The 23,028-nt window shown below is 71.5% G+C and carries 24 protein-coding genes; 14 read left to right on the top strand and 10 right to left on the bottom strand.

Features of this window, described 5'->3' with window-relative positions:
• Positions 1 to 960 (bottom strand): NAD(P)-dependent oxidoreductase, encoded by a 960-nt coding sequence (locus ABT186_RS31720; RefSeq protein ID WP_351223664.1) that lies wholly within the window; start codon positions 958 to 960, stop codon positions 1 to 3.
• Positions 961 to 1,209: 249 nt separating this feature from the next.
• Between ABT186_RS31720 and ABT186_RS31715 the strand changes: the two genes are divergently transcribed.
• Entirely contained in the window at positions 1,210 to 2,247 is a 1,038-nt protein-coding gene (locus tag ABT186_RS31715) for a LacI family DNA-binding transcriptional regulator (RefSeq protein ID WP_351927984.1), read from the top strand.
• 138 nt (positions 2,248 to 2,385) lie between these two features.
• Here the strand turns inward: ABT186_RS31715 and msrB are convergent, their stop codons facing one another.
• From msrB to ABT186_RS31695, 4 genes are all read right to left on the bottom strand, one after another.
• The gene (gene msrB / locus ABT186_RS31710; RefSeq protein ID WP_351927982.1) at positions 2,386 to 2,793 is read right to left on the bottom strand and encodes a peptide-methionine (R)-S-oxide reductase MsrB; all 408 of its coding nucleotides are present in this window, start codon (positions 2,791 to 2,793) and stop codon (positions 2,386 to 2,388) included.
• A gap of 13 nt (positions 2,794 to 2,806) precedes the next feature.
• Positions 2,807 to 4,195 (bottom strand): UDP-N-acetylmuramate--L-alanine ligase, encoded by a 1,389-nt coding sequence (gene murC / locus ABT186_RS31705; protein WP_351223658.1) that lies wholly within the window; start codon positions 4,193 to 4,195, stop codon positions 2,807 to 2,809.
• A gap of 87 nt (positions 4,196 to 4,282) precedes the next feature.
• Entirely contained in the window at positions 4,283 to 4,756 is a 474-nt protein-coding gene (locus ABT186_RS31700; RefSeq protein ID WP_351223656.1) for an indole-3-glycerol phosphate synthase, read from the bottom strand.
• 224 nt (positions 4,757 to 4,980) lie between these two features.
• Positions 4,981 to 5,844: a pyrimidine reductase family protein gene (locus ABT186_RS31695; RefSeq protein ID WP_351223654.1), complete on the bottom strand. Its 864-nt coding sequence runs from the start codon at positions 5,842 to 5,844 to the stop codon at positions 4,981 to 4,983.
• Positions 5,845 to 5,881: 37 nt separating this feature from the next.
• On the opposite strand from ABT186_RS31695, the gene zapE reads away from it, so the two are divergent.
• The 5 genes from zapE to ABT186_RS31670 all read left to right on the top strand — a co-directional run bounded on the left by zapE (position 5,882) and on the right by ABT186_RS31670 (position 10,937).
• Positions 5,882 to 6,982, top strand: coding sequence for a cell division protein ZapE (gene zapE, locus ABT186_RS31690; RefSeq protein ID WP_351223652.1), 1,101 nt, complete (start codon positions 5,882 to 5,884; stop codon positions 6,980 to 6,982).
• Between the two features lie 212 nt (positions 6,983 to 7,194).
• A complete protein-coding gene (locus ABT186_RS31685) occupies positions 7,195 to 7,590 on the top strand; it encodes a hypothetical protein (protein WP_351223650.1) in 396 nt (131 codons plus the stop codon).
• Between the two features lie 148 nt (positions 7,591 to 7,738).
• Positions 7,739 to 8,320, top strand: a complete 582-nt coding sequence (locus ABT186_RS31680; protein WP_351223648.1) for a carbonic anhydrase — start codon at positions 7,739 to 7,741, stop codon at positions 8,318 to 8,320.
• 8 nt (positions 8,321 to 8,328) lie between these two features.
• Complete coding sequence (locus ABT186_RS31675) at positions 8,329 to 9,786, top strand: SulP family inorganic anion transporter (RefSeq protein WP_351927980.1); 1,458 nt, start codon at positions 8,329 to 8,331, stop codon at positions 9,784 to 9,786.
• A gap of 152 nt (positions 9,787 to 9,938) precedes the next feature.
• A complete protein-coding gene (locus ABT186_RS31670; protein WP_351927978.1) occupies positions 9,939 to 10,937 on the top strand; it encodes an SPFH domain-containing protein in 999 nt (332 codons plus the stop codon).
• Here the strand turns inward: ABT186_RS31670 and ABT186_RS31665 are convergent.
• The gene (locus ABT186_RS31665; RefSeq protein ID WP_351234411.1) at positions 10,921 to 11,355 is read right to left on the bottom strand and encodes a spore germination protein GerW family protein; all 435 of its coding nucleotides are present in this window, start codon (positions 11,353 to 11,355) and stop codon (positions 10,921 to 10,923) included. The genes ABT186_RS31670 and ABT186_RS31665 overlap by 17 nt on opposite strands.
• Positions 11,356 to 11,665: 310 nt before the next feature.
• On the opposite strand from ABT186_RS31665, the gene thrS reads away from it, so the two are divergent.
• A complete protein-coding gene (gene thrS / locus ABT186_RS31660; protein ID WP_351927976.1) occupies positions 11,666 to 12,892 on the top strand; it encodes a threonine--tRNA ligase in 1,227 nt (408 codons plus the stop codon).
• A gap of 101 nt (positions 12,893 to 12,993) precedes the next feature.
• Positions 12,994 to 13,836 carry a polysaccharide deacetylase family protein gene (locus ABT186_RS31655; protein ID WP_351234407.1) on the top strand — a complete coding sequence of 281 codons (843 nt, stop codon included), beginning with the start codon at positions 12,994 to 12,996 and terminating at the stop codon, positions 13,834 to 13,836.
• A 218-nt stretch (positions 13,837 to 14,054) separates the two neighbouring features.
• Here ABT186_RS31655 and ABT186_RS31650 read toward each other — a convergent pair whose 3' ends face one another.
• Entirely contained in the window at positions 14,055 to 14,726 is a 672-nt protein-coding gene (locus ABT186_RS31650) for an ABC transporter (RefSeq protein WP_351927974.1), read from the bottom strand.
• Positions 14,723 to 15,625, bottom strand: coding sequence for an ABC transporter ATP-binding protein (locus tag ABT186_RS31645; RefSeq protein WP_351927972.1), 903 nt, complete (start codon positions 15,623 to 15,625; stop codon positions 14,723 to 14,725). The genes ABT186_RS31650 and ABT186_RS31645 overlap by 4 nt, the downstream gene beginning before the upstream one ends.
• A gap of 106 nt (positions 15,626 to 15,731) precedes the next feature.
• On the opposite strand from ABT186_RS31645, the gene ABT186_RS31640 reads away from it, so the two are divergent.
• Complete coding sequence (locus tag ABT186_RS31640; protein WP_502973380.1) at positions 15,732 to 16,502, top strand: peptidyl-tRNA hydrolase; 771 nt, start codon at positions 15,732 to 15,734, stop codon at positions 16,500 to 16,502.
• On the opposite strand, the gene ABT186_RS31635 is transcribed toward ABT186_RS31640, so the two are convergent.
• Positions 16,479 to 17,075, bottom strand: coding sequence for a TetR/AcrR family transcriptional regulator (locus ABT186_RS31635; RefSeq protein ID WP_502973379.1), 597 nt, complete (start codon positions 17,073 to 17,075; stop codon positions 16,479 to 16,481). The two genes, ABT186_RS31640 and ABT186_RS31635, sit on opposite strands and share 24 nt — an antisense overlap.
• Before the next feature lie 187 nt (positions 17,076 to 17,262).
• Between ABT186_RS31635 and ABT186_RS31630 the strand changes: the two genes are divergently transcribed.
• Positions 17,263 to 18,222: an alpha/beta hydrolase family protein gene (locus ABT186_RS31630; RefSeq protein ID WP_351927970.1), complete on the top strand. Its 960-nt coding sequence runs from the start codon at positions 17,263 to 17,265 to the stop codon at positions 18,220 to 18,222.
• Positions 18,223 to 18,229: 7 nt separating this feature from the next.
• On the opposite strand, the gene ABT186_RS31625 is transcribed toward ABT186_RS31630, so the two are convergent.
• Positions 18,230 to 19,180: a glycoside hydrolase family 16 protein gene (locus ABT186_RS31625; RefSeq protein WP_351234397.1), complete on the bottom strand. Its 951-nt coding sequence runs from the start codon at positions 19,178 to 19,180 to the stop codon at positions 18,230 to 18,232.
• A 207-nt stretch (positions 19,181 to 19,387) separates the two neighbouring features.
• On the opposite strand from ABT186_RS31625, the gene ABT186_RS31620 reads away from it, so the two are divergent.
• The 4 genes from ABT186_RS31620 (at position 19,388) to ABT186_RS31605 (ending at position 23,024) form a co-directional block, all read left to right on the top strand.
• The gene (locus ABT186_RS31620) at positions 19,388 to 20,035 is read left to right on the top strand and encodes a TetR/AcrR family transcriptional regulator (RefSeq protein ID WP_351927968.1); all 648 of its coding nucleotides are present in this window, start codon (positions 19,388 to 19,390) and stop codon (positions 20,033 to 20,035) included.
• Between the two features lie 79 nt (positions 20,036 to 20,114).
• Positions 20,115 to 20,756 (top strand): TIGR03086 family metal-binding protein, encoded by a 642-nt coding sequence (locus ABT186_RS31615; RefSeq protein WP_351927966.1) that lies wholly within the window; start codon positions 20,115 to 20,117, stop codon positions 20,754 to 20,756.
• Between the two features lie 85 nt (positions 20,757 to 20,841).
• Positions 20,842 to 21,630: a DUF4142 domain-containing protein gene (locus ABT186_RS31610; RefSeq protein ID WP_351234391.1), complete on the top strand. Its 789-nt coding sequence runs from the start codon at positions 20,842 to 20,844 to the stop codon at positions 21,628 to 21,630.
• 236 nt (positions 21,631 to 21,866) lie between these two features.
• A complete protein-coding gene (locus ABT186_RS31605; protein ID WP_351927964.1) occupies positions 21,867 to 23,024 on the top strand; it encodes an MbnB/TglH/ChrH family RiPP precursor modification enzyme in 1,158 nt (385 codons plus the stop codon).
• Positions 23,025 to 23,028: the final 4 nt, after the last annotated feature.

The raw sequence follows: 23,028 nt of genomic DNA, 5'->3' as shown, positions 1-23,028 counted from the left end.
TCAGCCCTCCTGCGCGGCGGCCGGGCTCAGGCCGTCGTCGACGGGGACGTTCTCCGGGGTCAGCTCGATGCCGGAGCGCCGGGCCTGCTCCAGAATCAGCGTCGCGAAGTCCTCCTCGCGGTGTCCGGCACCGACCGCCGCCGCCACGAGCTGCGCTGCCGCCGAGGCCACCGGCATGGGCACCTCCAGCTCGCGCGCGGCGGCGAGCCCGAGGTCGAAGTCCTTGCGCAGCAGCGGCATCGTGAAGGTCGGCGCGAAGTCCAGGTTGACCAGGGCCGGCGACTTGTACCGGGTGAAGACCGAGCCCATGACAGAGTCGTTGAGGAACTCGAGGAAGGCCGCGCGGGACGCACCGCCCTGCTGGGCCAGAACGGTGATCTCCGCGAGCGACTGGATCACGACCCCGAGGAAGACGTTGTGGGCTATCTTCACCAGGCGTGCGGTCTCGCCCTCGCCCACGTAGGTGCAGCCGCGGCCGAGGCGGTCGAGGAGCGGCTGCGCGGCGTCGAAGGCCCCGCGCGGTCCGGAGACCGCGAGCGTCGCCTGCCCGGCGGCGACGACCTTGGGATTCCCGCTGACGGGCGCGGCCAGGAAGTCCGTGCCGCGCTTGGCCGCCTCGTCGCGCACGAGCGCCGACACCTGCATCGAGACGGTGGAGTTGTCCACGATCAGGCCCGGAGCGGCGGACGGGTCGGTGAGCACCCCGTTCTCGCCCAGGGTCACGGCCTCCAGGTCGGCGGAGGCGGACACCATCGTGAAGACGATGTCGCGATCGGCGAGCTCGCACGGCCGGTCGACGACCTTGGCGCCCCGCTCGGCGAGCTGTTCGGCCTTGGCCCGGGTGCGGTTGCACACGGCGACGTCGAATCCGGCGGCCAGCAGCCGCTCGGCGAGCCTGCGGCCCATCCGGCCGGCGCCGATCCAGCCCACGGTGGGGCGTTCCTTGCTGAGGTAGGGCATGGCCTGCTCCATCTGAGAGGCGGGTTGAACGGCAGACATGCACTCGGTTGCAGGGGGAGCCGGATGGCCTTGTGGCATCCCTGGTAAGAGCGTCTCTGCAATCGGTTGCGACGAAGATGCGCCACGGGACCGGCTTTGTCAACGGGTCTCGCAGCGGCCTTCCCTACGAACTGCTACATGCAAGATCTGCTTGCGGTTGAAGTGGTGCAATCGGTTGCAGGCACTGATCGCGGCGCACTACGGTGAAGCATGAGCAGACGACCAACGATGGCCGATGTCGCGCGCGCGGCCGGGGTGCACAAGGCCACCGCCTCGCGTGCCCTCAGCCCGCACTCGAGCGGCCAGCTCAATCCGGAGACGGTCCGCAGGGTCCTCGCCGCTGCCAAGCAACTGGGCTACACCCCGAACGCCGCCGCGCGGAGCCTGCGCACGAGTCGCTCCCGGACGGTCGGCGTGCTCATCCCGGACCTCACCAACCCCCTGTTCCCGCCCCTCGTGCGGGGCATGGAGGACGTGCTGCTGCCGCGCGGCTACACCGCGCTCCTGGCCAACACCGACAACGACGAGGCGCAGGAGCGCACCCTGTTCCAGGCACTGACGGGCCGCCAGGTGGACGGCTTCATCGTGGCGACCGCCCGCCTGGACCACCCGCTGCTGCGCGAGGCGCACGAGGCGGGAATCGCCGTGGTGCTCATCAACCGCACCACGGACCAGCCGCTGTTCCCCTGCGTCTCCGGGGACGACGCCACCGGCATCGGCCTGGCCGTGGACCACCTCGTCGGCCTCGGGCACACGGCGATCGCCCATGTCTCCGGTCCCAGGACCCTCTCCCCCGGCGCCGTCCGCGCCCGGGCGTTCCGCTCCGCTCTGGCCGCCCACGGAATCAATCCCGGCTCATGCCCGGTCGTCGACGCGCCCTCCTACTCGGAAGCGGCCGGGGCGACCGCCGCCGAGGAGTTGCTGGAGCGCTCCCCGGCGATCACGGCGATCGTCGCCGGCAACGACCTCATCGCCCTGGGAACCCTGCACACCCTGCGCCGACGGGGCCTGCGCTGCCCGGAGGACGTGTCGATCATCGGGTTCAACGACATGCGCTTCGTCGACGAGTTCCAGCCTCCGCTCACGACGGTGCACGTCCCCCATCACGAGCTCGGTGTGGAGGCGGCCCGGCTCCTGCTCGACCAGCTGGAACGCGTGGACCGCGGGACCGCGGTCCCCAAGAGGGTGCTCCTGCCCGTCGATCTGGTGATCCGTGCGTCGGCCGCGCCACCGCCGCACCGACCCTGACCGTCCGTCGCGGACAGCCCCTCGGACGCCGACCCGTCCGACGTCCGCGGCTGTCGCGAGGACGTCCAGCGGAGAGGAGAGATGAATGTCGCGTTCGGCGCAGCGTGGCCGACGCCGCAGGCACCCCGCTCCGTGCGGTCAGCCCTCGTCAGGGACCAACCGCAAGGAGATCGAGTTGATGCAGTAGCGCTGGTCCGTCGGCGTACCGTATCCCTCGCCCTCGAACAGGTGCCCAAGGTGAGAGCCGCACCTCGTGCAGCGGACCTCCGTCCGCACCATCCCATGGGAACGGTCTTCCAGAAGTTCCACCGCGTCCGCGTTGCGTGCATCGTAGAAGCTCGGCCAGCCGCAGTGGGACTCGAACTTCGTGTCCGAGGTGAAAAGTTCGGCGCCGCAGGCGCGGCAGGAGTAGACACCCTTGGTCTTGGTGTTCGTGTACTCACCGGTGAAGGCGGGCTCCGTGCCGGCCTGGCGCAGGACCGCGTACTCCGCCGGGTTCAGCTCCGCGCGCCACTGCTCGTCCGGCTTCTCGACGTCGTACGCCATGAATGTCAGCCCCTTACTTCGACAGACGGTCAAGGATGCGCGGGCCGAGGTCCGTGACGTCGCCCGCGCCCATGGTGAGAACGAGATCACCGGGCTTCGCCATTCCCGCGACGACCGCCGGGGCCTCCGCCTTGTCGTGGACGGCCCGTACGTCCGCGCCCGCCGCCCGCGCGGCCTCGATGATCAGTTCGCTCGTCACGCCCGGGATCGGGTCCTCGCGGGCCGGGTAGATGTCCAGCACGACCGAGGCGTCCGCCAGGGCGAGCGCCTCGCCCATCTCCTTGCCCAGCTCCTGTGTGCGGGAGAACAGGTGGGGCTGGAAGAGCACCAGAATGCGGGAGTCGCCTGCCGCCGCCCGCATCGCCTCCAGGTCCGCCGTCATCTCCGTCGGGTGGTGCGCGTACGAGTCGATGACCTGGACGCCGGCTTCCTCGCCCTTCAGCTGGAGGCGGCGCTTCACACCCGTGTAAGCCGCCAGGGCCGGGGCCAGCTCCGCCGCCGGGACGCCGAGGGCCACGCCCGCCGCCAGTGCCGCCACCGCGTTGTGCGCGTAGTGGCGGCCGGGGACGGAGACCGTGAAGATCAGCTCCGAGCCGTCCAGGTCCACCGTCACCTCGCTCTTCAGGCCCTGCGGGACGACCGACAGGACCCGTACGTCCGCGTCCTCCGCCTCGCCGTACGTCACCGTCCTCACCGAGCCGTCCAGCCGCCGCGTCAGCTCGCGCGCGCCCTCGTGGTCCGCCGAGACCACCAGCGTGCCGCCGGGGACGATCCGGCCCGCGAAGGTCTGGAAGGACTCGTAGATCTCCTCCATGGACGCGTAGTTCGCGTGGTGGTCCAGTTCGACGTTGAGGACGATCGCGACTTCGGGCGCGTACTTGTGGAAGCTGCGGTCGCTTTCGTCGGCCTCGGCGACGAAGATCTCGCCCTCGCCGTGCAGGGCGTTCGAGCCGGGGGCGTCCAGGTCGCCGCCGATGGCGTACGACGGGTCCAGGCCCAGCTCGGTCAGGGACACCGCCAGCATCGACGTCGTGGTCGTCTTGCCATGGGTGCCGGCGACCGCGATCGGGCGCAGCCCGTCCATCAGCCGGGCGAGGGCGTCCGAGCGGTGGACCACGGGGATGTTCAGCTCCGCCGCGCGCGCCAGCTCCGGGTTGTCCGCGCGGATCGCAGAGGAGACGACGACGCAGGTGGCGTCGTCCGCGAGATGCTCGGCCGCGTGGCCGATGTGCACCGTCGCGCCCAGGGCGCGCAGGGCCTCGGCGGTCGGCGAGTCCTTGGCGTCGCTGCCCGCCACCTTGGCCCCGCGCTGCGCGAGGATCTTCGCGATGCCCGACATTCCGGCGCCGCCGATGCCGATGAAGTGCGGTCGGTCCATGGCGGTGGGGAGGCCGGGTGCCATGCGTGTCTCCTGTTGCTGGGACGGCGTACGTTCAGCGGCCCAGCCTATGCCTTGGCGGCCGGGCCCACGCACACCGACCGGCGTCCGTCACGCCCTGCTGTGCGAGAACAGCTTCAGTACCGGCACGCCCACCTTGTGCCGGGCCCTGGACGCCCAGTCGCGGTGGAAGAACTCCTCCACGTAGTGGGGGTCGGTCAGCACGATCACCTCGTCCGCGTCGACCTCGTCGACGAGGGTTTTGAGGGCGTCCAGCGGATGGTCCTCGATGAGGCGGCCCTCCGCGTCGCTGCCCGCCGTGCGCAGCGCGGACAGGGACACTTCCAGGGCCTGCTGCCCGAGGGCCGCGGCGTCCTTGCCCTCCGGGGTCTCCCGCTCGTGAGCCGCCTCGTCCAGCTCGCCGAGGGCAATGTCGTCGATGGCCCGCAGCAGACGGTCGGCCTGGTCGCCGCGGGGCTGCAGCAGGACGTGGAAGGAGACCTGCTCCTCGCCGTGCAAGGTGGTGACGAACTCCACGTCGGCAGACGTGAGGGCCTTCTCGATCATCAGTACGCTCGTGAACACGACAGGCGCCCCTTCTCCTTCGAGCCCTTAGAGGACCCCGAGGGGCCTCTTACTCCTCCGTGGGCCGTCGAGGCCCTGCGGAAACCATCCTGCCCCGTAACCGCACGAGGGCTGCGACTTTCAGTGTGCCCGCCGGAGACCAACCGGAGCGGGTGATTCCAGAGCAATATGGAAGCAAGTAGGGCAAACCGGCACACAAAGGGTGCTGACCGCGGCTCAGGGCGTCAGGTCCGGCAGTACCGGCTGAACAGGAACCCCTCCTCCTCCAGCAGCGACACGAGGGCGAACCGCCGGGGCACCTTGACCGGGGGACCTCCGGCGATCCGCTGCGCGTCGCCCGCCGTGAGCATCGGGGAGACCGTCAGACACAGCTCGTCCAGCACCCCGGCCGCGATCAGCTGGCCCAGCAGGCGAGGGCCGCCCTCGGTCAGCAGCCGGGTCATACCGAGGTCCGCGAGGGCCCCCACCGCGCGCGCCGGGTCCACGCCCCTGCCGTTCCCGGCGACCACCACGCGGGCACCCGCCTTCTCGGCGGCGGCCACCCGGTCCGGCGGCGCCGCGGCTCCGGTGAGCACGAGCGTGGGCACCAGGGCCGAGGTGAACAGCGGCCACGAGAAGTCCAGGTCGAGGCTCGCGCTCACCACGGCGATCGCGGGCGCGGGGCCCTGTCCGGCGGCCTCCCGCAGCGCCGCGAAGGCCTCACGCGTGCGTGCCGGGCGGTATCCCTCCTGCCGCACCGTTTCGGCTCCCACGATCACGGCGTCCGCGAGCCCCCGCAGCGTCCCGAAGATCCGCATGTCGGCGGCGCCGGAGATGGGCTGCGAGCGCCCTTCGTGCTGGGCCGCCCCGTCGAGCGTGGAGACCATGTTGGCGCGCAGCCAGGACTGCGGGCCGCCGGGGCCGGGCTCGGGGTATGCGTACGCGGCGGCCAGCTCCTCCAGCGTCCACTCACGGTCGCCGGAGAGGGCCACCGGGCCACCGGCTCCGGAGGCGGCCTCCGCCCCGGCGCCCGGCCCCTTCCCGGAGTCCGGGGCCGTACCGCCGGGCCGGGCCACTGTTTCGTCGGTCACAGGGAACAGGCGTCGCATGACGTGCAGTGTGGCACGGCCTTTAGAGTGGTGAACCGTGTCGTCCTCCACCGCCGCCTCAGGGATCGCTCAGATATCCGAAGCGGGCCCGCTGTCCCTGTGCTCCCGTGAGCCGCACGTTCCCGCCGACCGGCTCGTCGCCGAGATGGTGCCGCCGCCGCGCTTCGACTCGGTCCGCTTCGCGACGTACATCCCGGACCCGAACCAGCCCAGCCAGAACGAGGCCGTCCGGGTCCTCGAAGGCTTCGCCACCGGTCTCGGCGGCGCCCACGCCGCGCCCGCCAGGCGCTCGCTCTTCGGCTTCGGGAAGGCGAAGGCCCCCAAGGCCCCCGTCGGTCCCCGCGGCGTCTACCTCGACGGCGGCTACGGCGTCGGCAAGACCCACCTCCTCGCCTCCCTCTGGCACGCGACCCCGGCCGAGCCCGCGCTCAAGGCCTTCGGCACCTTCGTGGAGCTGACGAACCTGGTGGGCGCTCTCGGCTTCCAGCAGACGGTGCAGACGCTCTCCGGCCACCGCCTCCTGTGCATCGACGAATTCGAGCTCGACGACCCCGGCGACACCGTCCTGGTCTCCACCCTGCTCGGCAAGCTCGTCGACGCGGGCGTCGCGCTCGCCGCCACCTCCAACACCCTGCCGGGCAAGCTCGGCGAGGGCCGGTTCGCCGCCGCCGACTTCCTGCGCGAGATCCAGGGCCTGTCCGCCCACTTCCGCACGCTGCGCATCGACGGCGAGGACTACCGCCACCGCGGTCTGCCCGAGGCTCCGGCGCCGTACACCGACGAGCAGGTGAAGAAGGCGGCATACGCCACCGAGGGCGCCTCGCTCGACGACTTCCCGCACCTGCTGGACCACCTCGCCCGTGTGCACCCCAGCCGGTACGGCGCGCTGACCGACGGCCTCAAGGCGGTCTGCCTCACCGACGTCCAGCCGGTGCCGGACCAGTCGACGGCCCTCAGGCTCGTCGTGCTCGCGGACCGGCTCTACGACCGCGAGGTGCCGGTGCTCGCCGCCGGGCTGCCGTTCGACAGGCTGTTCAGCGAGGAGATGCTGAAGGGCGGCTACCGCAAGAAGTACTTCCGTGCGATCTCCCGCCTCACCGCTCTCGCCCGGGACGCCAAGGGGCTCGTCGAGGACTGATCCCCTCGAATCCGGGCGTTTCGAAAAGGCGTAGCAGACCCAAACAGATGTACGCCACAGTCGTACCCCAGCGGCGAGTTCCAGCCATTCCCACCTCGGTTTTTGGGCTCTTCTTTACCTGAAACGTAAAGTTAACCCTGCAAACAAGTTAGCGGGGTTAACGTGTTCGTCGAGGCACTGACGACGGACGCACGCAGCAGGGAGGGAGGCGCATGGTACGGGGTACGACGGTCCGGTTCGTGCTGACGATCCTCTCCGCCGTCCTGCTGGCCCTGCAGCTCTTCGCGCCCACGGCATCCTTCGCCTCCGCACACCGGACCCAGGTGACCGCCGCCGCATCCCCGGAGGCGGTCACGAGCAAGCGCGCGGACGAGGTGGACGAGACCGTCACCTGTGGCGACATCGAACATCTCGGGGGGCCCACCGGCCCGCTGCGCACCCGTGACCGCCACCGCTCGGCGGCGGACTCCGTCCCGGAGCCCCCCGCCCTCGTGCTCCTGGCACACGACGGCACGGCCGCGCGGCCACCGGCCCGCCCCGCCTCGCTGCGCATATCCAGATCATCAACCGCTCATACCCCCGCGGCACTTCAGGTGTTCCGCCGCTGAGCTGCTCACCGGGTACGGACTGACCCGGCCTCCCCTCACCACGCCACGTCGGCCGAGCGCGTCGACGTGGGGTCGTGTCGCCGTACCCGCATCTGCCACGTTCTCGTACACCGACGCGCCGTCACAGGCGCGCCAGGAGGAACTGACAATGCAGCCCCTCATCGATCACGCCCGTGCGCACGGACAGCGCCCCGACGAGTTCGCCCGGCTGGCCGAGGGCCAGTCCCCACAGGTCCTGTTCATCACCTGCTCCGACTCCCGGGTCGTGCCCGCTCTGATCACCGGAGCCCGGCCCGGTGAACTCTTCGAACTGCGCACCGCGGGCAACATCGTGCCCCCCTACGCCTCCGAACACCCCACCGGCGAGGCGGCCACCATCGAGTACGCCGTGGAGGTGCTCGGCGTCAGCGACGTCGTCGTCTGCGGCCACTCCCACTGCGGAGCCGTCGGCGCACTGGTGCGCGGCGACGACCTGACCGGCGTACCGGCCGTGCGTGACTGGCTCGCGCACGCCGCTCCCGAGCCGCGGTCGTCGGCCGCGGACGACCCTACGGTCGCGGAGGCCGTGCAGAACCACGTCCTCGCGCAGTTGCTGCGCCTGCGGTCCTACCCGTGCATCGAACAGCGCCTGACGGCGGGCCTGCTGCGCCTGCACGGCTGGTACTACGAGGTGCACACCGGAGCGGTTCGCGAACACCGCTCCGCCACCGACACGTTCGAGGCTCTGTGAGCGGCGCGATGACCAAATACCCTTATCTCAAGCAGGACTTCGCCGCCTCTCTCGTCGTCTTCCTGGTCGCGCTCCCGCTGTGCGTGGGCGTGGCGGTCGCCTCCGGTGTGCCCGCCGAACTCGGGCTGGTCACCGGCATCGTGGGCGGCATCGTCACCGGCCTGATGCGCGGCAGCAGCCTCCAGGTCTCCGGACCGGCTGCCGGGCTGACCGTGCTGGTCTTCGAGGCCGTGCGGGAGTTCGGGCTGCCGGTGCTCGGCGTGATCGTGCTCGCCGCCGGAGTGCTCCAGCTCCTCATGGGCGCCCTGAAGCTGGGGCGCTGGTTCCGGGCCATCTCGGTCTCCGTCGTGGAGGGCATGCTGGCCGGCATCGGCCTCGTCCTGATCGCCGGACAGCTCTACTCCGTGATGGGGGCCAAGGCCCCGGCCTCGGGCCTGGAGAAAATAGCCGGGCTGCCCGGGGCGCTCGCCGACGCCGCCTCGGGCAGCAGTGCACCGGCCTCGACGGCCCTCGGCGCGGGCACCATCGTCGTCCTCATGCTGTGGAAGCACCTGCCGCGTGCGGTGCGGACGGTCCCCGGACCGCTCGCGGCCGTCGGCCTCGCCACGCTCGTCGCTGTGGTCTTCGGACTTCCGGTGGCCACGGTCGAGGTGCAGGGGCTGGTTGGCTCGATCCAGCCGCCGCCCGTCGACGCCTTCGGTGTACTGGCGAGTGCGGGCGTGCTCGGCACAATCGTCGCGTTCACGCTGATCGCCTCCGCCGAGTCGCTGTTCAGCGCCGCCGCCGTGGACCGGCTCCACGACGGACCGCGAACCGAGTACAACAAGGAACTGATGGCGCAGGGCGCGGGCAACGCGATCTGCGGGCTGCTCGGCGCGCTTCCGATGACCGCGGTGATCGTGCGCAGCGCGGCCAACGTCCAGGCGGGCGCCCGGACCAAGGCGTCCCGGGTGCTGCACGGGGTGTGGCTGCTGCTGTTCGCGGCGCTGCTGCCGTCCGTGCTGGCCTACATCCCGATCCCGGCTCTCGCGGGCATCCTGGTGTACTCCGGCGCCAAGCTCATCCCCGTACGGGAGATCGTCGCACTGTGGCGCGAGCACCGGGGAGAGGCGGTGATCCTGGTGGTCACCGCGGTGTCGATCGTCGCGGTCAGCATGTTCGAGGGCGTGCTCATCGGCCTCGCGCTGGCCGTGGTCAAGACCGCGTGGGAGGCCTCGCACGTCAGGCTGGAGGTCATCGACAAGGGCGCGGGTCCGGTGCAGGTGTATCTGTCGGGCAACGCGACGTTCCTGCGGCTGCCGAAGATCCTCGACAGCCTGGAGGCGCTGCCGCAGGACCGGCCGGTCGAGCTGGACCTGTCCGGGCTGCACCACCTGGACCACGCCTGCCGCACGGCCTTGGAGAACTGGGCGGAGCGGCCTAGAGAAGCCGGGAAGGAGCCGGTACGGGTGACGTCCGGCCGCTGATGACGCGGAGCCGGACGGCTCCCGACGCGAGGGCCCGCCGGTGCGGCACCGGCGGGCCCTCGCCGTGCGGGCGGTCGTCCCTCGCTTCCGGGGTTCCGGCGGATCTATCGTGGCAAGTGCAGATATACCGGGCCTCTTGCGAGGGGGTCGTCATGATTCCGGAGTTGGTGGGTGCGATCGTGGCGGCCGGTGCCGCCGGACTCGTGTATCTCTCCGCGGCGGCGCGGGTCGTCAAGCAGTACGAGCGCGGGGTGGTCTTCCGCTTCGGGCGGCTCATGGGGGCCCCGCGGCCACCGGGCTTCACCGTGATCATTCCGATGGTCGACCGGCTGCACAAGGTCAACATGCAGATCGTGACGCTGCCGGTCCCCGCGCAGGAGGGCATCACCCGGGACAACGTGACCGTGCGCGTGGACGCCGTCGTCTACTTCAAGGTGGTCGACGCGGCGAACGCGCTCATCCAGGTCGAGGACTACCGGTTCGCGGTCTCACAGATGGCGCAGACCTCGCTGCGCTCGATCATCGGCAAGAGCGACCTGGACGACTTGCTGTCCAACCGGGAAAAGCTCAACCAGGGCCTGGAACTGATGATCGACAGCCCGGCCATCGGCTGGGGCGTGCAGATCGACCGGGTCGAGATCAAGGACGTGTCGCTGCCGGACACGATGAAGCGGTCGATGGCCCGCCAGGCGGAGGCGGACCGCGAGCGCCGGGCACGCGTCATCAACGCGGACGCGGAACTCCAGGCCTCGAAGAAGCTGGCGGAGGCCGCCGGGGTGATGTCCGAACAGCCCGCCGCGCTCCAGCTGCGGCTGCTGCAGACCGTGGTGGCGGTCGCGGCCGAGAAGAACTCCACGCTTGTGCTGCCGTTCCCGGTGGAGCTGCTGCGCTTCCTGGAGCGGGCGGCACCCCAGGAGGGGGCGGCAGGCCACGACGGGGCACGGTCGCCTTCGGCGCCGGCCGCGCGGACACCGGAGTCCGAGGGCACGCCGACCTCCGTACAGGAAGCCTCACCGGCGCCGGGGCTCCAGGCCACGTCGACACCGGCGGGTGAGGCGCCTCCCGAGCTGTGGTCCGAGCCGGCCCCGACCGAGGACGTACCGTCGCCCTCCCGGGAGACCGCTCCGCCCTCCCTCACCGGCGACGACTGACCCGCCCCCGGCCGCCGAGCCTGCCCAGGAGCGCTCGTGCCAGCAGCGGAACGGTCGTGCCGAGGAACAGCGCGGCCAGAGGTGCCACGACATCGCCCCACGGATCCCGGATCGGGTGGTAGACGGCGCCGCCGTCCCGCAGCTCGATGAACCCGACCGGCCGTGCCTCGACGCCTCCGCCGCCCCCACCGCCCTCACCGCTCATCGTCCGGGAGCCGGCGCGCCCGAGTCCGCCGCCGAAACCGAAGCCCACCCGCGCCACGGGGATCACGGTGACGCCGTCCCGGGTGACGGCGTCACCGAAGACGACGTCGACACCGGCACGCCCGCCGAGCCGCTGGGCGAGCGAGTCGAGCAGCCGGATGACGGCTCCTGGGGTGTCCGTCCCGTTCTCCTGTTCCTCCTGCGGTGCCGTCATATGCCTGCCTCCGGATGGGGTGCCTGTCGTGCGTCCGGGCCCAGCATGTGGGCCCTGCGGCCACGGGGGAACCGCGTGGCCGCCGGAAAATCCCGCGCGCCGCCCGCACACCCCCTGCTAACGTCCCCGGCATGCAGCGCGCCCCCTTGTGCACGACGACGCCGGAGAGTGTCCCGGCGCGCTGACTGCTGACCCAAGTCCGAAGCCCCGGGGCGAGTGCCCCGGGGCTTCGCCGTGTGGCCCCTCTCGCCCCCAAGCCCTCGACTTCGCTCGAGCAGGGGGCACCCCATCTGTCGAGAGGAGACCCACGATGTACGACCACCGCCGCCTCGGCCGCGAGCTCGATCTGTTCGACACCGACCCGCTGATGGGCGCGGGCCTGCCGTACTGGCTGCCGGACGGGGCCGTCGTCCGGCACACCCTGGAGGAGTACGTACGGGACGCCGAGTGCCGCGCGGGCTACCGGCATGTGTACTCGCCGGTGCTCGGCAAGCGAGAGCTGTACGAGCTCTCCGGGCACTGGGCGCACTACAGCGAGGACATGTTCCCGCCCATGGACCTGGGCGGCGAGCAGGTCGTCCTGCGTCCGAGCCTGTGCCCCCACCACGCCCTGATCTACCGCTCCCGCTCCCGCAGCTACCGAGAACTCCCGCTCCGTATCGCGGAGTTGGGCGGCATGTACCGTTCGGAGCTGTCCGGAGTACTGGGCGGACTGACCCGGGTGCGGGCGATCCACCTCAACGACGCGCACATCTTCTGCACCCTGGACCAGGCCGTCGAGGAGGCGGCGGACGCGCTGCGGATGATCGGCGAGGCGTACGCGGCGCTCGGCATCCGCCCGGCCCGGTACCGGCTGTCCCTGCCGGGCCCGGGCGGCAAGTACGTCGCGGACCCCGGACTGTGGCGCCGGGCGTCGGCGATGCTGCGCGAGGTCCTCGACCGCGGCGGCATCGCGTACGAGGCCGTGGAGGGCGAGGCGGCGTTCTACGGCCCCAAGATCGACGTCCAGATCGCCGACCCGGCGGGCCGTGAGTCCACCCTCTCCACCGTGCAGATCGACTTCCACCAGCCGGAACGGTTCGACCTGCACTACATCGGCCCCGACGGCGCCAGACACCGCCCGGTGATGGTCCACCGCAGCATCATCGGCAGCCTGGAACGGGCCGTCGCCCAGCTCATCGAGGCGCACGGCGGCGCCTTCCCGGCCTGGCTGGCGCCCACCCAGGTGGTGGTCCTGCCGGTCTCGGACGCCGAGTTGGAGCCGTCCCTGCGACTGGTGCGCCGCTGTCTGGACGCGGGCCTGCGGGCCCGGGCGGCCGTCCCCGACGAGGGCACCCTGGGCGCACGCATCCGGGCGGCCCGGCTGGTCCCGTACCAGGCGGTGATCGGCCCCAAGGAGGCCGCCGAGGACCATGTCGCGCTGCGGCTGCGCGACGGCCGCCGACTGGCACCGCAACAGGCCGAGGAGGCACTGCGCCGCATCGGCGACCTGGTGGCCCGCCGGAGCACCGAACTCTGGGGGGTCAAGGAGGGCTGAGGGGCCGCGACGGCAGCCGGGTGGGTGACGTGGCGGTCGTTCCCGCCCGGCGCACGCCCGATATGAGCAGTTGATCCGATTTCCATCGTTACGTTCGTACGGTGATCCCTCCTGTACGGCACATTGTCGCCGTCTGCGTCCTCGGCACGGCGCTCGCCGCCTGCGCCATGTCCGAGGCTCCGCAGGACCCGGCCCGCCCATTGACCTCGGCCTCGGTGTCCACTTCCGGGCCGTCCACGCTCGCGCCCGGACCCCAGGGGCTGACGCCCCTCTTCTTCAAGGACACCGGGACGAGGGAGAAGACCGTCGCCCTCACCTTCGACGCGGACATGACCGCGGATCAAGGGACCCGGGCGAAGGCCGGGGAGCACTTCGACAATCCGGATCTGATCAACACGCTGCGGAAGCTGAAGGTACCGGCGACTGTCTTCATGACGGGCCGCTGGGCCGACCAGTACCCCAAGGAGGCCCGGGCGATCGGGCAGGACCCGCTCTTCGAGGTCGGCAACCACTCCTACAGCCACTACTCCTTCACCGGCAGCTGCTTCGGACTGCCGGTCCTGCCGGAGAAACGGATGCGCACGGACGTGGAGCACGCCTTCGCGGCGATCCGCAAGGCGGGTGTCGAGCGTCCGATGCCGTACTTCCGTTTCCCCGGCGGCTGCTACGACAACCGGGCGCTGCGCGCGATCAGCCCGCTCGGTGTCACCGCGGTGGAGTGGGACGTGGTGAGCGGGGACGCGTTCGCGACGGACGCCGACGCGGTGATGCGGCAGGTGATGAGGGGGGTGCGGCCCGGTTCCGTGGTCGTCATGCACTGCACGCGCAGCGCCGCCCCGGTGACGGAGCAGGCGGTCCGGTCGCTGGTGCCCGAGCTGCGCCGGCAGGGCTACCGCTTCGTCAAGGTCTCGCAGATGATCGGCGCATCGGGCCGACAGAGGTAAGTGTCCCGCGGCCTGCGGCTTACGCTGGGGTCATTGGCGACTACTGCGGTACGGAGACGGCGGACCCGGCGCCCGAGGCGGTCGGGCCGCCGTTCGCCGAGTGCGTACTGTGCCGGGAACCCACCGAGTACCCGGAGTCGCACAAAGGGATCACGCTCTGCCCGGTCTGCCAGTGGCAGGAGGCGCAGCGCACGGCCTGCTCGGGGTGACGGTGTCCGTCAGGGTGCGCGGCGGGTGGTGAGCGCGCACGCCACGGCCGTCGCGGCCGCCGTGAGCAGCACGGCGAGGACGAGCGGCAGCACCGGGGCCGGGACCCTGGCCGTCTGCGAGCCGGTCACCAGTGCGGTGACCGCCGAACGCGCCGGTGAGCCGCTCAGCACGAGCGCGAGCAGGGCCGCGAGGATCAGCGCCGGAACGGCGCGCCCCGGCGAACGCAGCACCGGCCAGGCGGTCAGCGCACCGACGGCCGTGCCCAGCAGCACACACACGAGCGTGGCGATCAGCCCTGCGCCCGCGGACTGGAGTGCGGAGACGCGGGTCCGGTGATCGGTGCCGGTGTGGCTGCTGATGAGCGTCACCGCGACGGTCGCGGCCGTGCCGAACGCCGCCGATGCGCCCAACGCGACGAGCAGGCACGCCAGGTGCGCACGCCCGGGACCGGCCGCCGCGCCGACACAACTCCGGGCCGCGGGCGGCTCGTTGGTCGCGCAGATGCGGACGAGCCAGGCGGCGACGGGCAGCACGGCGGCGGCCTCGTATCCGAGCGAGTCCAGCACGGGCTGCCCGTTCTGGACGCCGATCGCGAGGACGGCGGCGTACAGGAGGAACGGGGGGAGCCGGCGCTGGGATCGGACGAGGAGGGCCGCCTGGTAGCGCAGGAGGGGGATCATCGGCGGCTTTCGGCCTCTGTTTCGTGGGGCGCGGGGTGGGCGGGGAGGGGCTCGGCGGGGCCGACGCCCACCACGTGCCAAGGCGGGCGTGCGCCGAGCAGGGTGCGGAGCAGGATGTCGGAGTGGCTCGCGGGCACGGTGAGCCGGAGGGTGCCGGACGGGGTCCGGGACACCGAGGTGGTCATCGCCCGCGCGTCGGCGGGCGGTTCGGCATCGGCGGGACCCCGGACCTCGACGAGCACGGACGGTCCGGCCGGGGACTTGGGTGTCTGTGTGTCCGTACGGAGTTCGAGCCCGCCGTCGCTGACGCCGTACACCGCGTCGGACGCTCCTGCGAGACGACGCGGATCGTGGTCGACGAAGACGACCGCGGCACCGTCGGCGGTCCGTTCGGCCACCGCGCGGTCCAGTTCGGCGCGGGCGTCGGCGTCGAGGCCGGTCCAGGCCTCGTCGAGGAGGAGCAGTTCCGGCCCGGCGAGCAGGGCCTGGGCGACGGCGACCTTCTGGCTGCTTCCCTTGGAGAGTTCCGCCATCGGCGTACGGGCGTGGACGGCGGCCCCGAAGCGTTCGAGCCATGCGTCGGCGGCGCGGGCGGCGGCGGGCCGGGACAGCCCGTGGACGGTGCCGAGGTGGGTGAGGTAGCCGGTGGCCGTGAAGGGCAGGGCGGCCGGGAAACGCTCGGGGACGTACGCGGTGCGCGGGCGCCCGGTGACACGCCCCTCGCTGGGCGCGTCGATACCTGCAAGGAGGCGGAGCAGGGTGGACTTGCCGCTGCCGTTGGCACCCTCGACACGGATCAGCGAGCCGGGCGGCACCGTGAGGTCGACCCCGTGCAGCACCCAGGAACCGCGGAGCCCGGAACGGCGGCCGACGCCCGTCAGGCGTAGATCACGTTCCATGCGGGCATCCTCGCGCGGCCGGGCGGACGCACGCAGCGGAATACGGACGGCGGGCCCGGCGTCCGTCCCGGAACCTCCCGATCTTCCGCCTGGCAGACTGGACGTCGTGAGCAGTGACCAGACTCCCGCCGCGCCGGCGGACGCCCCGAACGACGGCCAGGACGGCCACAACAGCCCCTTCCGCTCCGAGCGCACCGCGCGCGACGAGGCGCCGCAGTTCGTACTGCCGCTCGTCGTGCGCATCGAGCGGTCCGCTCCCCCGGCGCGTACGGACGCCCTGGAGACGGCGGCGCGCGCCGTGCTCGCGATTCTCAGCGACGAGCGCTCGCTGGGCGAGGGTCAGTGGGCCGGGGCGATGCGGGACTGGCAGGACGCACGGATCCGCAAGGTGGTGCGGCGGGCGCGCAGCGCGGAGTGGCGTCGCGCCGAGGCGCTGCCGGGCATCACGGTCACGGGCAAGTCGGCGGAGGTCCGCGTCTTCCCTCCGGTCCCGCTGGACGGCTGGCCCAAGGACCTGGCCCGGCTGCAGGTGTCGGGCACGGACCTCGACGACCCGGAGCCGCCGGTGGAGGCCGGACCCGGGACCCCCGTGCTGTGGCTGAACCCGGGCCTGGAGATGTCGGCGGGCAAGGCGATGGCCCAGGCGGGCCACGGCGCCCAGCTCGCTTGGTGGGCGCTGGCGGACGAGGAGCGCACGGCCTGGCGGAACGCGGGCTTCCCGCTCGCCGTCCGCCCGGCGGCCCCGTCCCGGTGGGGCGAACTCACCACGTCGGGCCTTCCGTTGGTGAGGGACGCGGGCTTCACGGAGATCGCCCCGGGCAGCTGCACGGTGGTGGCGGACCATCCGGCGCTTTCAGGACGACTGAGGTCGCTGTAGTCCCTGAAGGAGCAGTTCGATCAGTCGGCGGGGGTCATAGCGGGGGTCGCTGTCACGCCCGATGCACAGGTTGCCGATGCCGCGCATCAGTTCGTAGGCGTGCGTACCGGGCCTGATTTCACCGGCGTTGACTGCGGCGTCGAGCAACTGCGCGCAGACGGGCACCAAGCGGTCCAGGAAGTAGGTGTGCAGCGCGTCGAAGCCGCTGCTGTCCGACTGCATCGCGTTGGCGAGTCCGTGCTTGGTGACCAGGAAGTCGACGAAGAGGTCGACCCACTGACGGAGTGCTGCGAGCGGCGAGTCGGCGCCGGCCAGCAGGCTCGGGCCGGCCTCGGCGCATGCCTCGACCTGGTGGCGGTATACGGCGACGACGAGATCCGACCGAGTCGGGAAGTGGCGGTAGATCGTCCCCATCCCGACGCCCGCTCTGGCCGCGATCTCACGGATCGGCGCATCGACGCCGGAGGTGGCGAACACCGCAGCGGCGGCGGCAAGCAGCGTCTGCTGATTGCGCAGCGCGTCGGCCCGCTTGCTTCGGGGCGGCACATCCCCCGACGGGCTTGCAGTGGACACCACGCTCTCCTTCCTACGGCCATACCTACGGTCATTGACGAACATTGACGAACCGGAACAGCGCTCCGTATATTAATCGGAACAGCGCTCCGGTTCAGTGTAGCCGAGGCCGGGCGCTGCCGACCGCCCCACCCTCCGCCGCCCGGATGAGACCGGCAGCAGAGGCCACTGAAGGGACATACACATCATGAGTGCATCGACTTACACAGCCGGCATCTCAAGCCCACCCGTTCCCGTCCTCTCGGTCGGTCCGGTCGTGCTGTCAGTGCCCGGCCGAGCCGTGGACCTGGAGATACGGGTCTCCGCGCCCGTGACCGGGAGCGACCTGCCGGTCATCCTCCTCTCGCACGGTCAGGGCTACTCGAACAACCTCTCCTCGCTGAACGGCTACGCCCCCCTCGCCAACTTCTGGGCGGCGCACGGTTTCGTCGTGATCCAGCCCACCCATCTGAGCTCGACGACGCTGAGCCTGGATCCCGACACCCCCGGGGCGCCTCTGTACTGGCGTTCACGAGCCGAGGACATGACGCACATCCTCGACCGGCTCGACGCGATCGAGGCCGCCGTCCCGCAGCTCCTCGGGCGCCTGGACCGGAGCAAGGTCGCCGTGGCCGGGCACTCGATGGGCGGGCACACCGCGAGCCTGCTGCTGGGCGCCCGGCTCACCGATCCGCACGACGGAACGGAAGTGGACCTGGCCGAGCCCCGGATCAAGGCGGGTGTACTGCTTGCCGCGCCAGGCAGAGGCGGCGACGCCCTCACCGGGCACGTGGCCGAGAACTGGCCGTTCTTCCTGACCACGGACTTCTCCAAGATGACGACGCCCGCGCTCGTGGTCGCCGGCGACAAGGACGACTCTTCCCACCTGACGGTTCTGGGCCCGGACTGGCACGCCGATCCGTACTTCCTCGCCCCGGGCCCCAAGTCCCTGCTCACCCTGTTCGACGCAGAGCACGGGCTCGGCGGGGTCTCCGGATATGACGTCGCCGAGACCACGGACGAGAACCCCGAGCGAGTCTCTGTGGTCCAACGGCTCACCTGGGCCTACCTCCGCACCGAGCTCTACCCCGGGGATACCGCCTGGCAGACGGCACGTGACGCGCTGACGGCCGGCCCCGACCCGCTCGGACGACTCGAATCCAAGTAAGCGCTGGTCACGCACTGGGCGTCCCGGCCGACGCCCGCCCCGTGTAGGTGTAGGCCGTGACCCAGGTGATGTCCAGCTGCGCCCAGGAACCGGGCGCCGCATACGCCCCGTACAGGGCGGACTCGTTCTGCAGGACGGCGCTGAGCGGCCGGCTCGGTACGCCGCGGGTGTCGTGCAGGTAGAGGTGGCCATCGAGGTAGTAGCGGGCATGGCCGGGCGTCCACTCCAACGACACGGTGTGCCAGTCGGTGAAGGGCTTGCCGGTGTCGGCATGGCCCTGGCTGCGGCCGTCGCACGGGTGGTGGAAGAAGTGGACGGTGTCGGTCCAGTTCTGCTCGTAGAAGTCCATCTCGCAGGTGCCGCCGTAGTACAGCCAGGCCGACTTGTAGCCGGGGGCCGCCTTCACGACGCGGACGCGGGCGCTGATCTTCCCGTACGTCTGGTTCATGATCCGCTTCGGTACGACGGCAGCGGAATGGATGTCGCCCCCGGAGCGGGGACGGTACATCCGGATGTGCATCCGGCCGTCGCCGTCGTCGGCGGGCCCGACCCACACGGTGTCGTCGGCGCGGTATTCGCCGCCGAGCACGCGGTCGTTGCCGTTGGAGTGGTTGCGCGGGTTGGCGGTGTCGTACCAGCCGCGCGGGTAGGCCCACCAGTCTGCTCGGTAGGAGCCGGTCAGGCCGCCGCAGTAGGCGCGGGGGGTGTCGGTGTCGTGGTCGCAGTCCCTGAAGGAGCCCAGCGGTACGACGTCCCCGTCGAAGTTCTCGGCGAAGACCTGATGGAAGGGACCGCAGTCGCCGCGCGGCATCGCGTCACCGGTGGTGCGGCAGGCGTCCTCGGAGGGCGTGACGGCGGCGTCCGCCCGCGGCACGAAGAGGGCCGCCATGAGGGCGGCCAGTGCGAGGGAGAGGACGGCGCGCGGACGGTGCCTGCGCAGGCGACGGTGTCGACTCATCCTCTGCTCCTCACTCCTGGTCCTGACTCCTGGTCCTCATTCCTGGTCCTCATTCCTGCGCCGGGACCGGCACGGCGCAGGATCACCGCAAGGAGGTATTCCTGAAGATCGCGCGCGGAGGCTCCGCCGTTGGGGTTGAACTCGTGAGAGGGGGCAGGCCCGGCTACCCTTTCCGCACGTTCGAAGCACGTACGACTGGAGGTCGCCATGGCCGGGACCCGGCTCGACGGGAGGGTCGAACGGGGCAACCGGACCCGGCAGCTGGTGCTCCGGCGGACCGTCGACATCGCCTCCGTCGAGGGGCTGGACGCGCTGTCCGTCGGCCGGCTGGCGACCGAACTCCAGCTCAGCAAGAGCGGGGTGTTCGCCCTCTTCGGGTCCAAGCAGGAGCTGCAGCTCGCCACCGTCCGCGAGGCGTCCCGCATCTACGTCGAGCAGGTCATACGGCCGGCGGAGGAGACCCCTCCCGGGCTCGCCCGGCTGTGGCGGCTGTGCGAGCTGTGGCTCGACTACTCCCAGGGCCGCGTCTTCCCCGGGGGCTGCTTCTTCTACGGGGTGATCGCCGAGTACGACGCCCGGTCCGGTCCCGTCCACGACGCCGTCGTCCGCGCCCAGCGCGGCTGGACCGCCCACGTCGAGCGGACGATCAGCGAGGCGCGCGACGACACCCGCGACCTCCGCGCCGACACCGACGTTCCCCAACTCGCCTTCGAGCTCATTGCGTTGATGGAGACCGCCAACGTCGTCTCGGTGCTGCACGACGAGGAGTCCGCCTATCGCAGGGCCCGGGTCGCCATTGTGTCGCGGCTGCGTGCGGCGGCAACGGATCCTTCCTCACTGCCCCAAGTCCCCTGACAGGCAGGGAACTTCCTGTTGCAGTCGATCCACGCCAAACAACTAGCACGATCGTTCGCACAGTTTTATGCTCGGCGCCATGGACATCACCGGAGCGAACGAACCGGACCTCGTCAGGCTCGACCGGATCGCCGTGCACGAGTCCGTGCGGCTCGTACAACTGGCAGAGGAGAAGGACTGGGAGCGGGACACCCCGTGCGCGGAGTGGACCCTGCGGCAACTCGTGGCGCACATGGCCGCGCAGCACCACGGGTTCGCCGCCGCCGCTCGGGGCGCGGGGAGCGAGCCGGCGCACTGGCGGGAGCCCGAGGACATGCGTGACCCCCTGCGCACCTACCGCGCCGCCGCGCGGGCCGTGCTGGACGCCTTCGCCCAACCGGACGCGGTCGAGCGGGAGTTCGAGCTGGCCGAGCTGGGCATGGTGGTGCCGGGGCGGATCGCCCTCGGCTTCCACCTCGTCGACTACGTGGTGCACGCCTGGGACGTGGCCGCCGCGCTCGGCCGGACGCCGGAGCTGCCCGCCGACGTACTGGAGGCCGCACTCGGCGTCGCCATGCTCGCGCCGGCGGATCCGGCGCGACGCGGACCGGGCTTCGCCTTCGCGCCGCCGCTCGGCGTACCGCCCGGCGCGGGCCCGCTCGATGCGACGCTGCGCCTGCTGGGACGGGACCCTGACCAGTGGTTTTTGCCGAATTATCAGCACACCTTGCCGAGTGCTTGAACGCCACGGCGGCCTCGTACGTACCTCCCGGCACTGGCCAAGCACCGATTCCCAACGACCAGTTGGTTTCCCCCGGGAGGCTCCCTTGCGGCGTATCAACGGTACGGCTTTGATCATGGCGGCCCTCGCTGCCACCGTCGCAGCGCTCGCGTTCCCCGTGTGGTCGTACGCCGACCGCTCCGGAACCGGACAGGCGAACGTCGCCGCCGGCACCGTGGCCACCAAGTGGGGGCCGCTCACCGCCTCGGACCGCGATCTGATCGTCCGGGTCCGGCTGGCGGGACTGTGGGAACTGCCGGCCGGACAGCAGGCGATCGAGCGGGCGCCCACCCAGGCGATCAAGGAGGCCGGCGACCACCTCGTCGTCGGGCACACCGACCTCGACAAGCGCGTACGGATCGTGGCGGCCCAGCTCGGCGTCGAGCTGCCCAATCAGCCGAACGAGCAACAGCAGGGCTGGCTGCAGGAGTTGAGCGCGGCGAACGGACAGGAGTACCAGTACAAGTTCGCGAACCTGCTGCGTGCCGCGCACGGCAAGATCTTCCCGGTGATCGGCGCCGTCCGGAACGGCACGAGGAACACGCTGGTGCGGCAGCTCGCGTCGGACGCCAACCAGACCGTCCTCGACCACATCACCGTGCTGGAGAAGACCGGGAACGTCGACTTCGACGCCATCGCCAACGACGTGGCGGCCGGCATGACGTCCAGCCCGACGGGGCCCCCGGCGCCCGTCCCCGGTGCCTTGGCACCCTCCGCGCCCGCGGCGGAGGCGAGCGGCAACCCCCAGGTCAGCTCCAGCCCGTCCCCGGGTGAGCCGGGCACGGTCAACACCAACCGTCCGGACCCCGTCGACTCGGACAAGGTGCTGCAGTAGGCGACAGGTGGCCCGGTACGGCCGGCCGGGTACGCGCCGGCGGAACCTCAAATGTTGCTCTGAACGTCCCCGGGAAGGGGTTCGGCACCGGGGGCCGGGGCCATGACTCGTCACACCGGCAGCGACGGTCCGTCGACGAGGACGGACGGGGGGCGGCCGGGTCGGCCGGGGACGGCCGGTACGGCCGTGGACCTCACGACGGGGTCCCGGTGGATCCGCGGTGAAGGAGGGGGACGATGAATCGACTGGGAACGGGCATCGGGTGGCGGCCGGAGATCGCCGACGCCGTGGAACGCATGCCGGGCATCGACTGGGTCGAGGCCGTGGCCGAGAACGTGTGCCCCGGGCACCTTCCCGAGTCGCTGCTGCGCCTGCGCGAGCGCGGCGTCACCGTCGTCCCGCACGGCGTCTCCCTCGGCCTCGGCGGCGCGGACCGCCCCGACGAGGCGCGGCTGGGCGCGCTCGCCGAGCGCGCCCGGGCACTGGGCTCGCCGCTGGTCACCGAGCACATAGCGTTCGTACGGGCGGGCGGGCCACTGACCGCGTCGCCGCTGCTGGAGGCCGGGCACCTGCTCCCGGTCCCGCGCACCCGTGACGCGCTCGACGTCCTGTGCGAGAACATCCGTATCGCGCAGGACGCACTGCCCGTGCCGCTCGCCGTGGAGAACATCGCGGCGCTGATCTCCTGGCCGGGCGAGGAGATGACGGAGGGACAGTTCCTGTACGAGCTGGTCGAGCGCACCGGTGTACGGCTGCTGATCGACGTCGCGAACCTCCACACCAACCACGTCAACCGGGGCGAGGACCCGGCCCGGGCGCTGGACGAACTGCCCGTCGAGGCCATCGCGTACGTCCATGTCGCGGGCGGCTTCGAACGCGACGGCGTCTGGCACGACAGCCACGCCCACCCGGTGCCGCAACCGGTCCTCGACATCCTGACCGACCTGGCGTCCCGCACCACCCCGCCGGGCGTCCTGCTGGAACGCGACGACAACTTCCCCGAACCGGCCGAACTGGAGCGAGAGCTGGCCACCGTCCGGGAGACCGTGGAGAAGGCGACGTCCCAGACCGGGACATGGCCCACGGCCCCGGGGCCGACCGCCTCACGGAGGTCGGACGCAACGGCACGATCTGCGGGCAGGGGGACGGCCGACATGGCGGCGCGACCTGCGGGCAGGGGGGCGGCGGGCGCGGCGGCGCAGACCTCGGCCACGCCGACGGCAGACCGGGCGAACCAACCCACGGGCTCGCAGGGGACGGACCCGGCAAACCAGCCCACAGGCTCGCAGGGGACGGACCCGGCAAACCAGCCCACAGGCTCGCAGGGGACGGACCCGGCAAACCAGCCCGCGCGCTCGCAGGGGACGGACGCGGCGGCCCAGCCCCCGCGCTAGCAGG

Origin of the sequence: Streptomyces sp. NPDC001634, assembly GCF_040298185.1 — a bacterium.
In the GTDB taxonomy this organism is placed as follows: domain Bacteria; phylum Actinomycetota; class Actinomycetes; order Streptomycetales; family Streptomycetaceae; genus Streptomyces.
Note: the sequence above shows the minus strand (reverse complement) of the source record. Positions and strands in the feature narration are given on the sequence as shown.

Bases quoted from the DNA above. Each gene is read 5' to 3' on its own strand.
- ABT186_RS31630 (WP_351927970.1), top strand. From the start codon at position 17,263: ATGAGTGCATCGACTTACACAGCCGGCATCTCAAGCCCACCCGTTCCC.
- ABT186_RS31685 (WP_351223650.1), top strand. From the start codon at position 7,195: ATGGTACGGGGTACGACGGTCCGGTTCGTGCTGACGATCCTCTCCGCC.
- ABT186_RS31680 (WP_351223648.1), top strand. From the start codon at position 7,739: ATGCAGCCCCTCATCGATCACGCCCGTGCGCACGGACAGCGCCCCGAC.
- ABT186_RS31665 (WP_351234411.1), bottom strand. From the start codon at position 11,355: ATGACGGCACCGCAGGAGGAACAGGAGAACGGGACGGACACCCCAGGA.
- ABT186_RS31695 (WP_351223654.1), bottom strand. From the start codon at position 5,844: ATGCGACGCCTGTTCCCTGTGACCGACGAAACAGTGGCCCGGCCCGGC.
- msrB (WP_351927982.1), bottom strand. From the start codon at position 2,793: ATGGCGTACGACGTCGAGAAGCCGGACGAGCAGTGGCGCGCGGAGCTG.
- ABT186_RS31675 (WP_351927980.1), top strand. From the start codon at position 8,329: ATGACCAAATACCCTTATCTCAAGCAGGACTTCGCCGCCTCTCTCGTC.
- ABT186_RS31720 (WP_351223664.1), bottom strand. From the start codon at position 960: ATGCCCTACCTCAGCAAGGAACGCCCCACCGTGGGCTGGATCGGCGCC.
- ABT186_RS31615 (WP_351927966.1), top strand. From the start codon at position 20,115: ATGGACATCACCGGAGCGAACGAACCGGACCTCGTCAGGCTCGACCGG.
- murC (WP_351223658.1), bottom strand. From the start codon at position 4,195: ATGGCACCCGGCCTCCCCACCGCCATGGACCGACCGCACTTCATCGGC.
- ABT186_RS31650 (WP_351927974.1), bottom strand. From the start codon at position 14,726: ATGATCCCCCTCCTGCGCTACCAGGCGGCCCTCCTCGTCCGATCCCAG.
- thrS (WP_351927976.1), top strand. From the start codon at position 11,666: ATGTACGACCACCGCCGCCTCGGCCGCGAGCTCGATCTGTTCGACACC.
- ABT186_RS31715 (WP_351927984.1), top strand. From the start codon at position 1,210: ATGAGCAGACGACCAACGATGGCCGATGTCGCGCGCGCGGCCGGGGTG.
- ABT186_RS31605 (WP_351927964.1), top strand. From the start codon at position 21,867: ATGAATCGACTGGGAACGGGCATCGGGTGGCGGCCGGAGATCGCCGAC.
- ABT186_RS31645 (WP_351927972.1), bottom strand. From the start codon at position 15,625: ATGGAACGTGATCTACGCCTGACGGGCGTCGGCCGCCGTTCCGGGCTC.
- ABT186_RS31620 (WP_351927968.1), top strand. From the start codon at position 19,388: ATGGCCGGGACCCGGCTCGACGGGAGGGTCGAACGGGGCAACCGGACC.
- ABT186_RS31670 (WP_351927978.1), top strand. From the start codon at position 9,939: ATGATTCCGGAGTTGGTGGGTGCGATCGTGGCGGCCGGTGCCGCCGGA.
- ABT186_RS31625 (WP_351234397.1), bottom strand. From the start codon at position 19,180: ATGAGTCGACACCGTCGCCTGCGCAGGCACCGTCCGCGCGCCGTCCTC.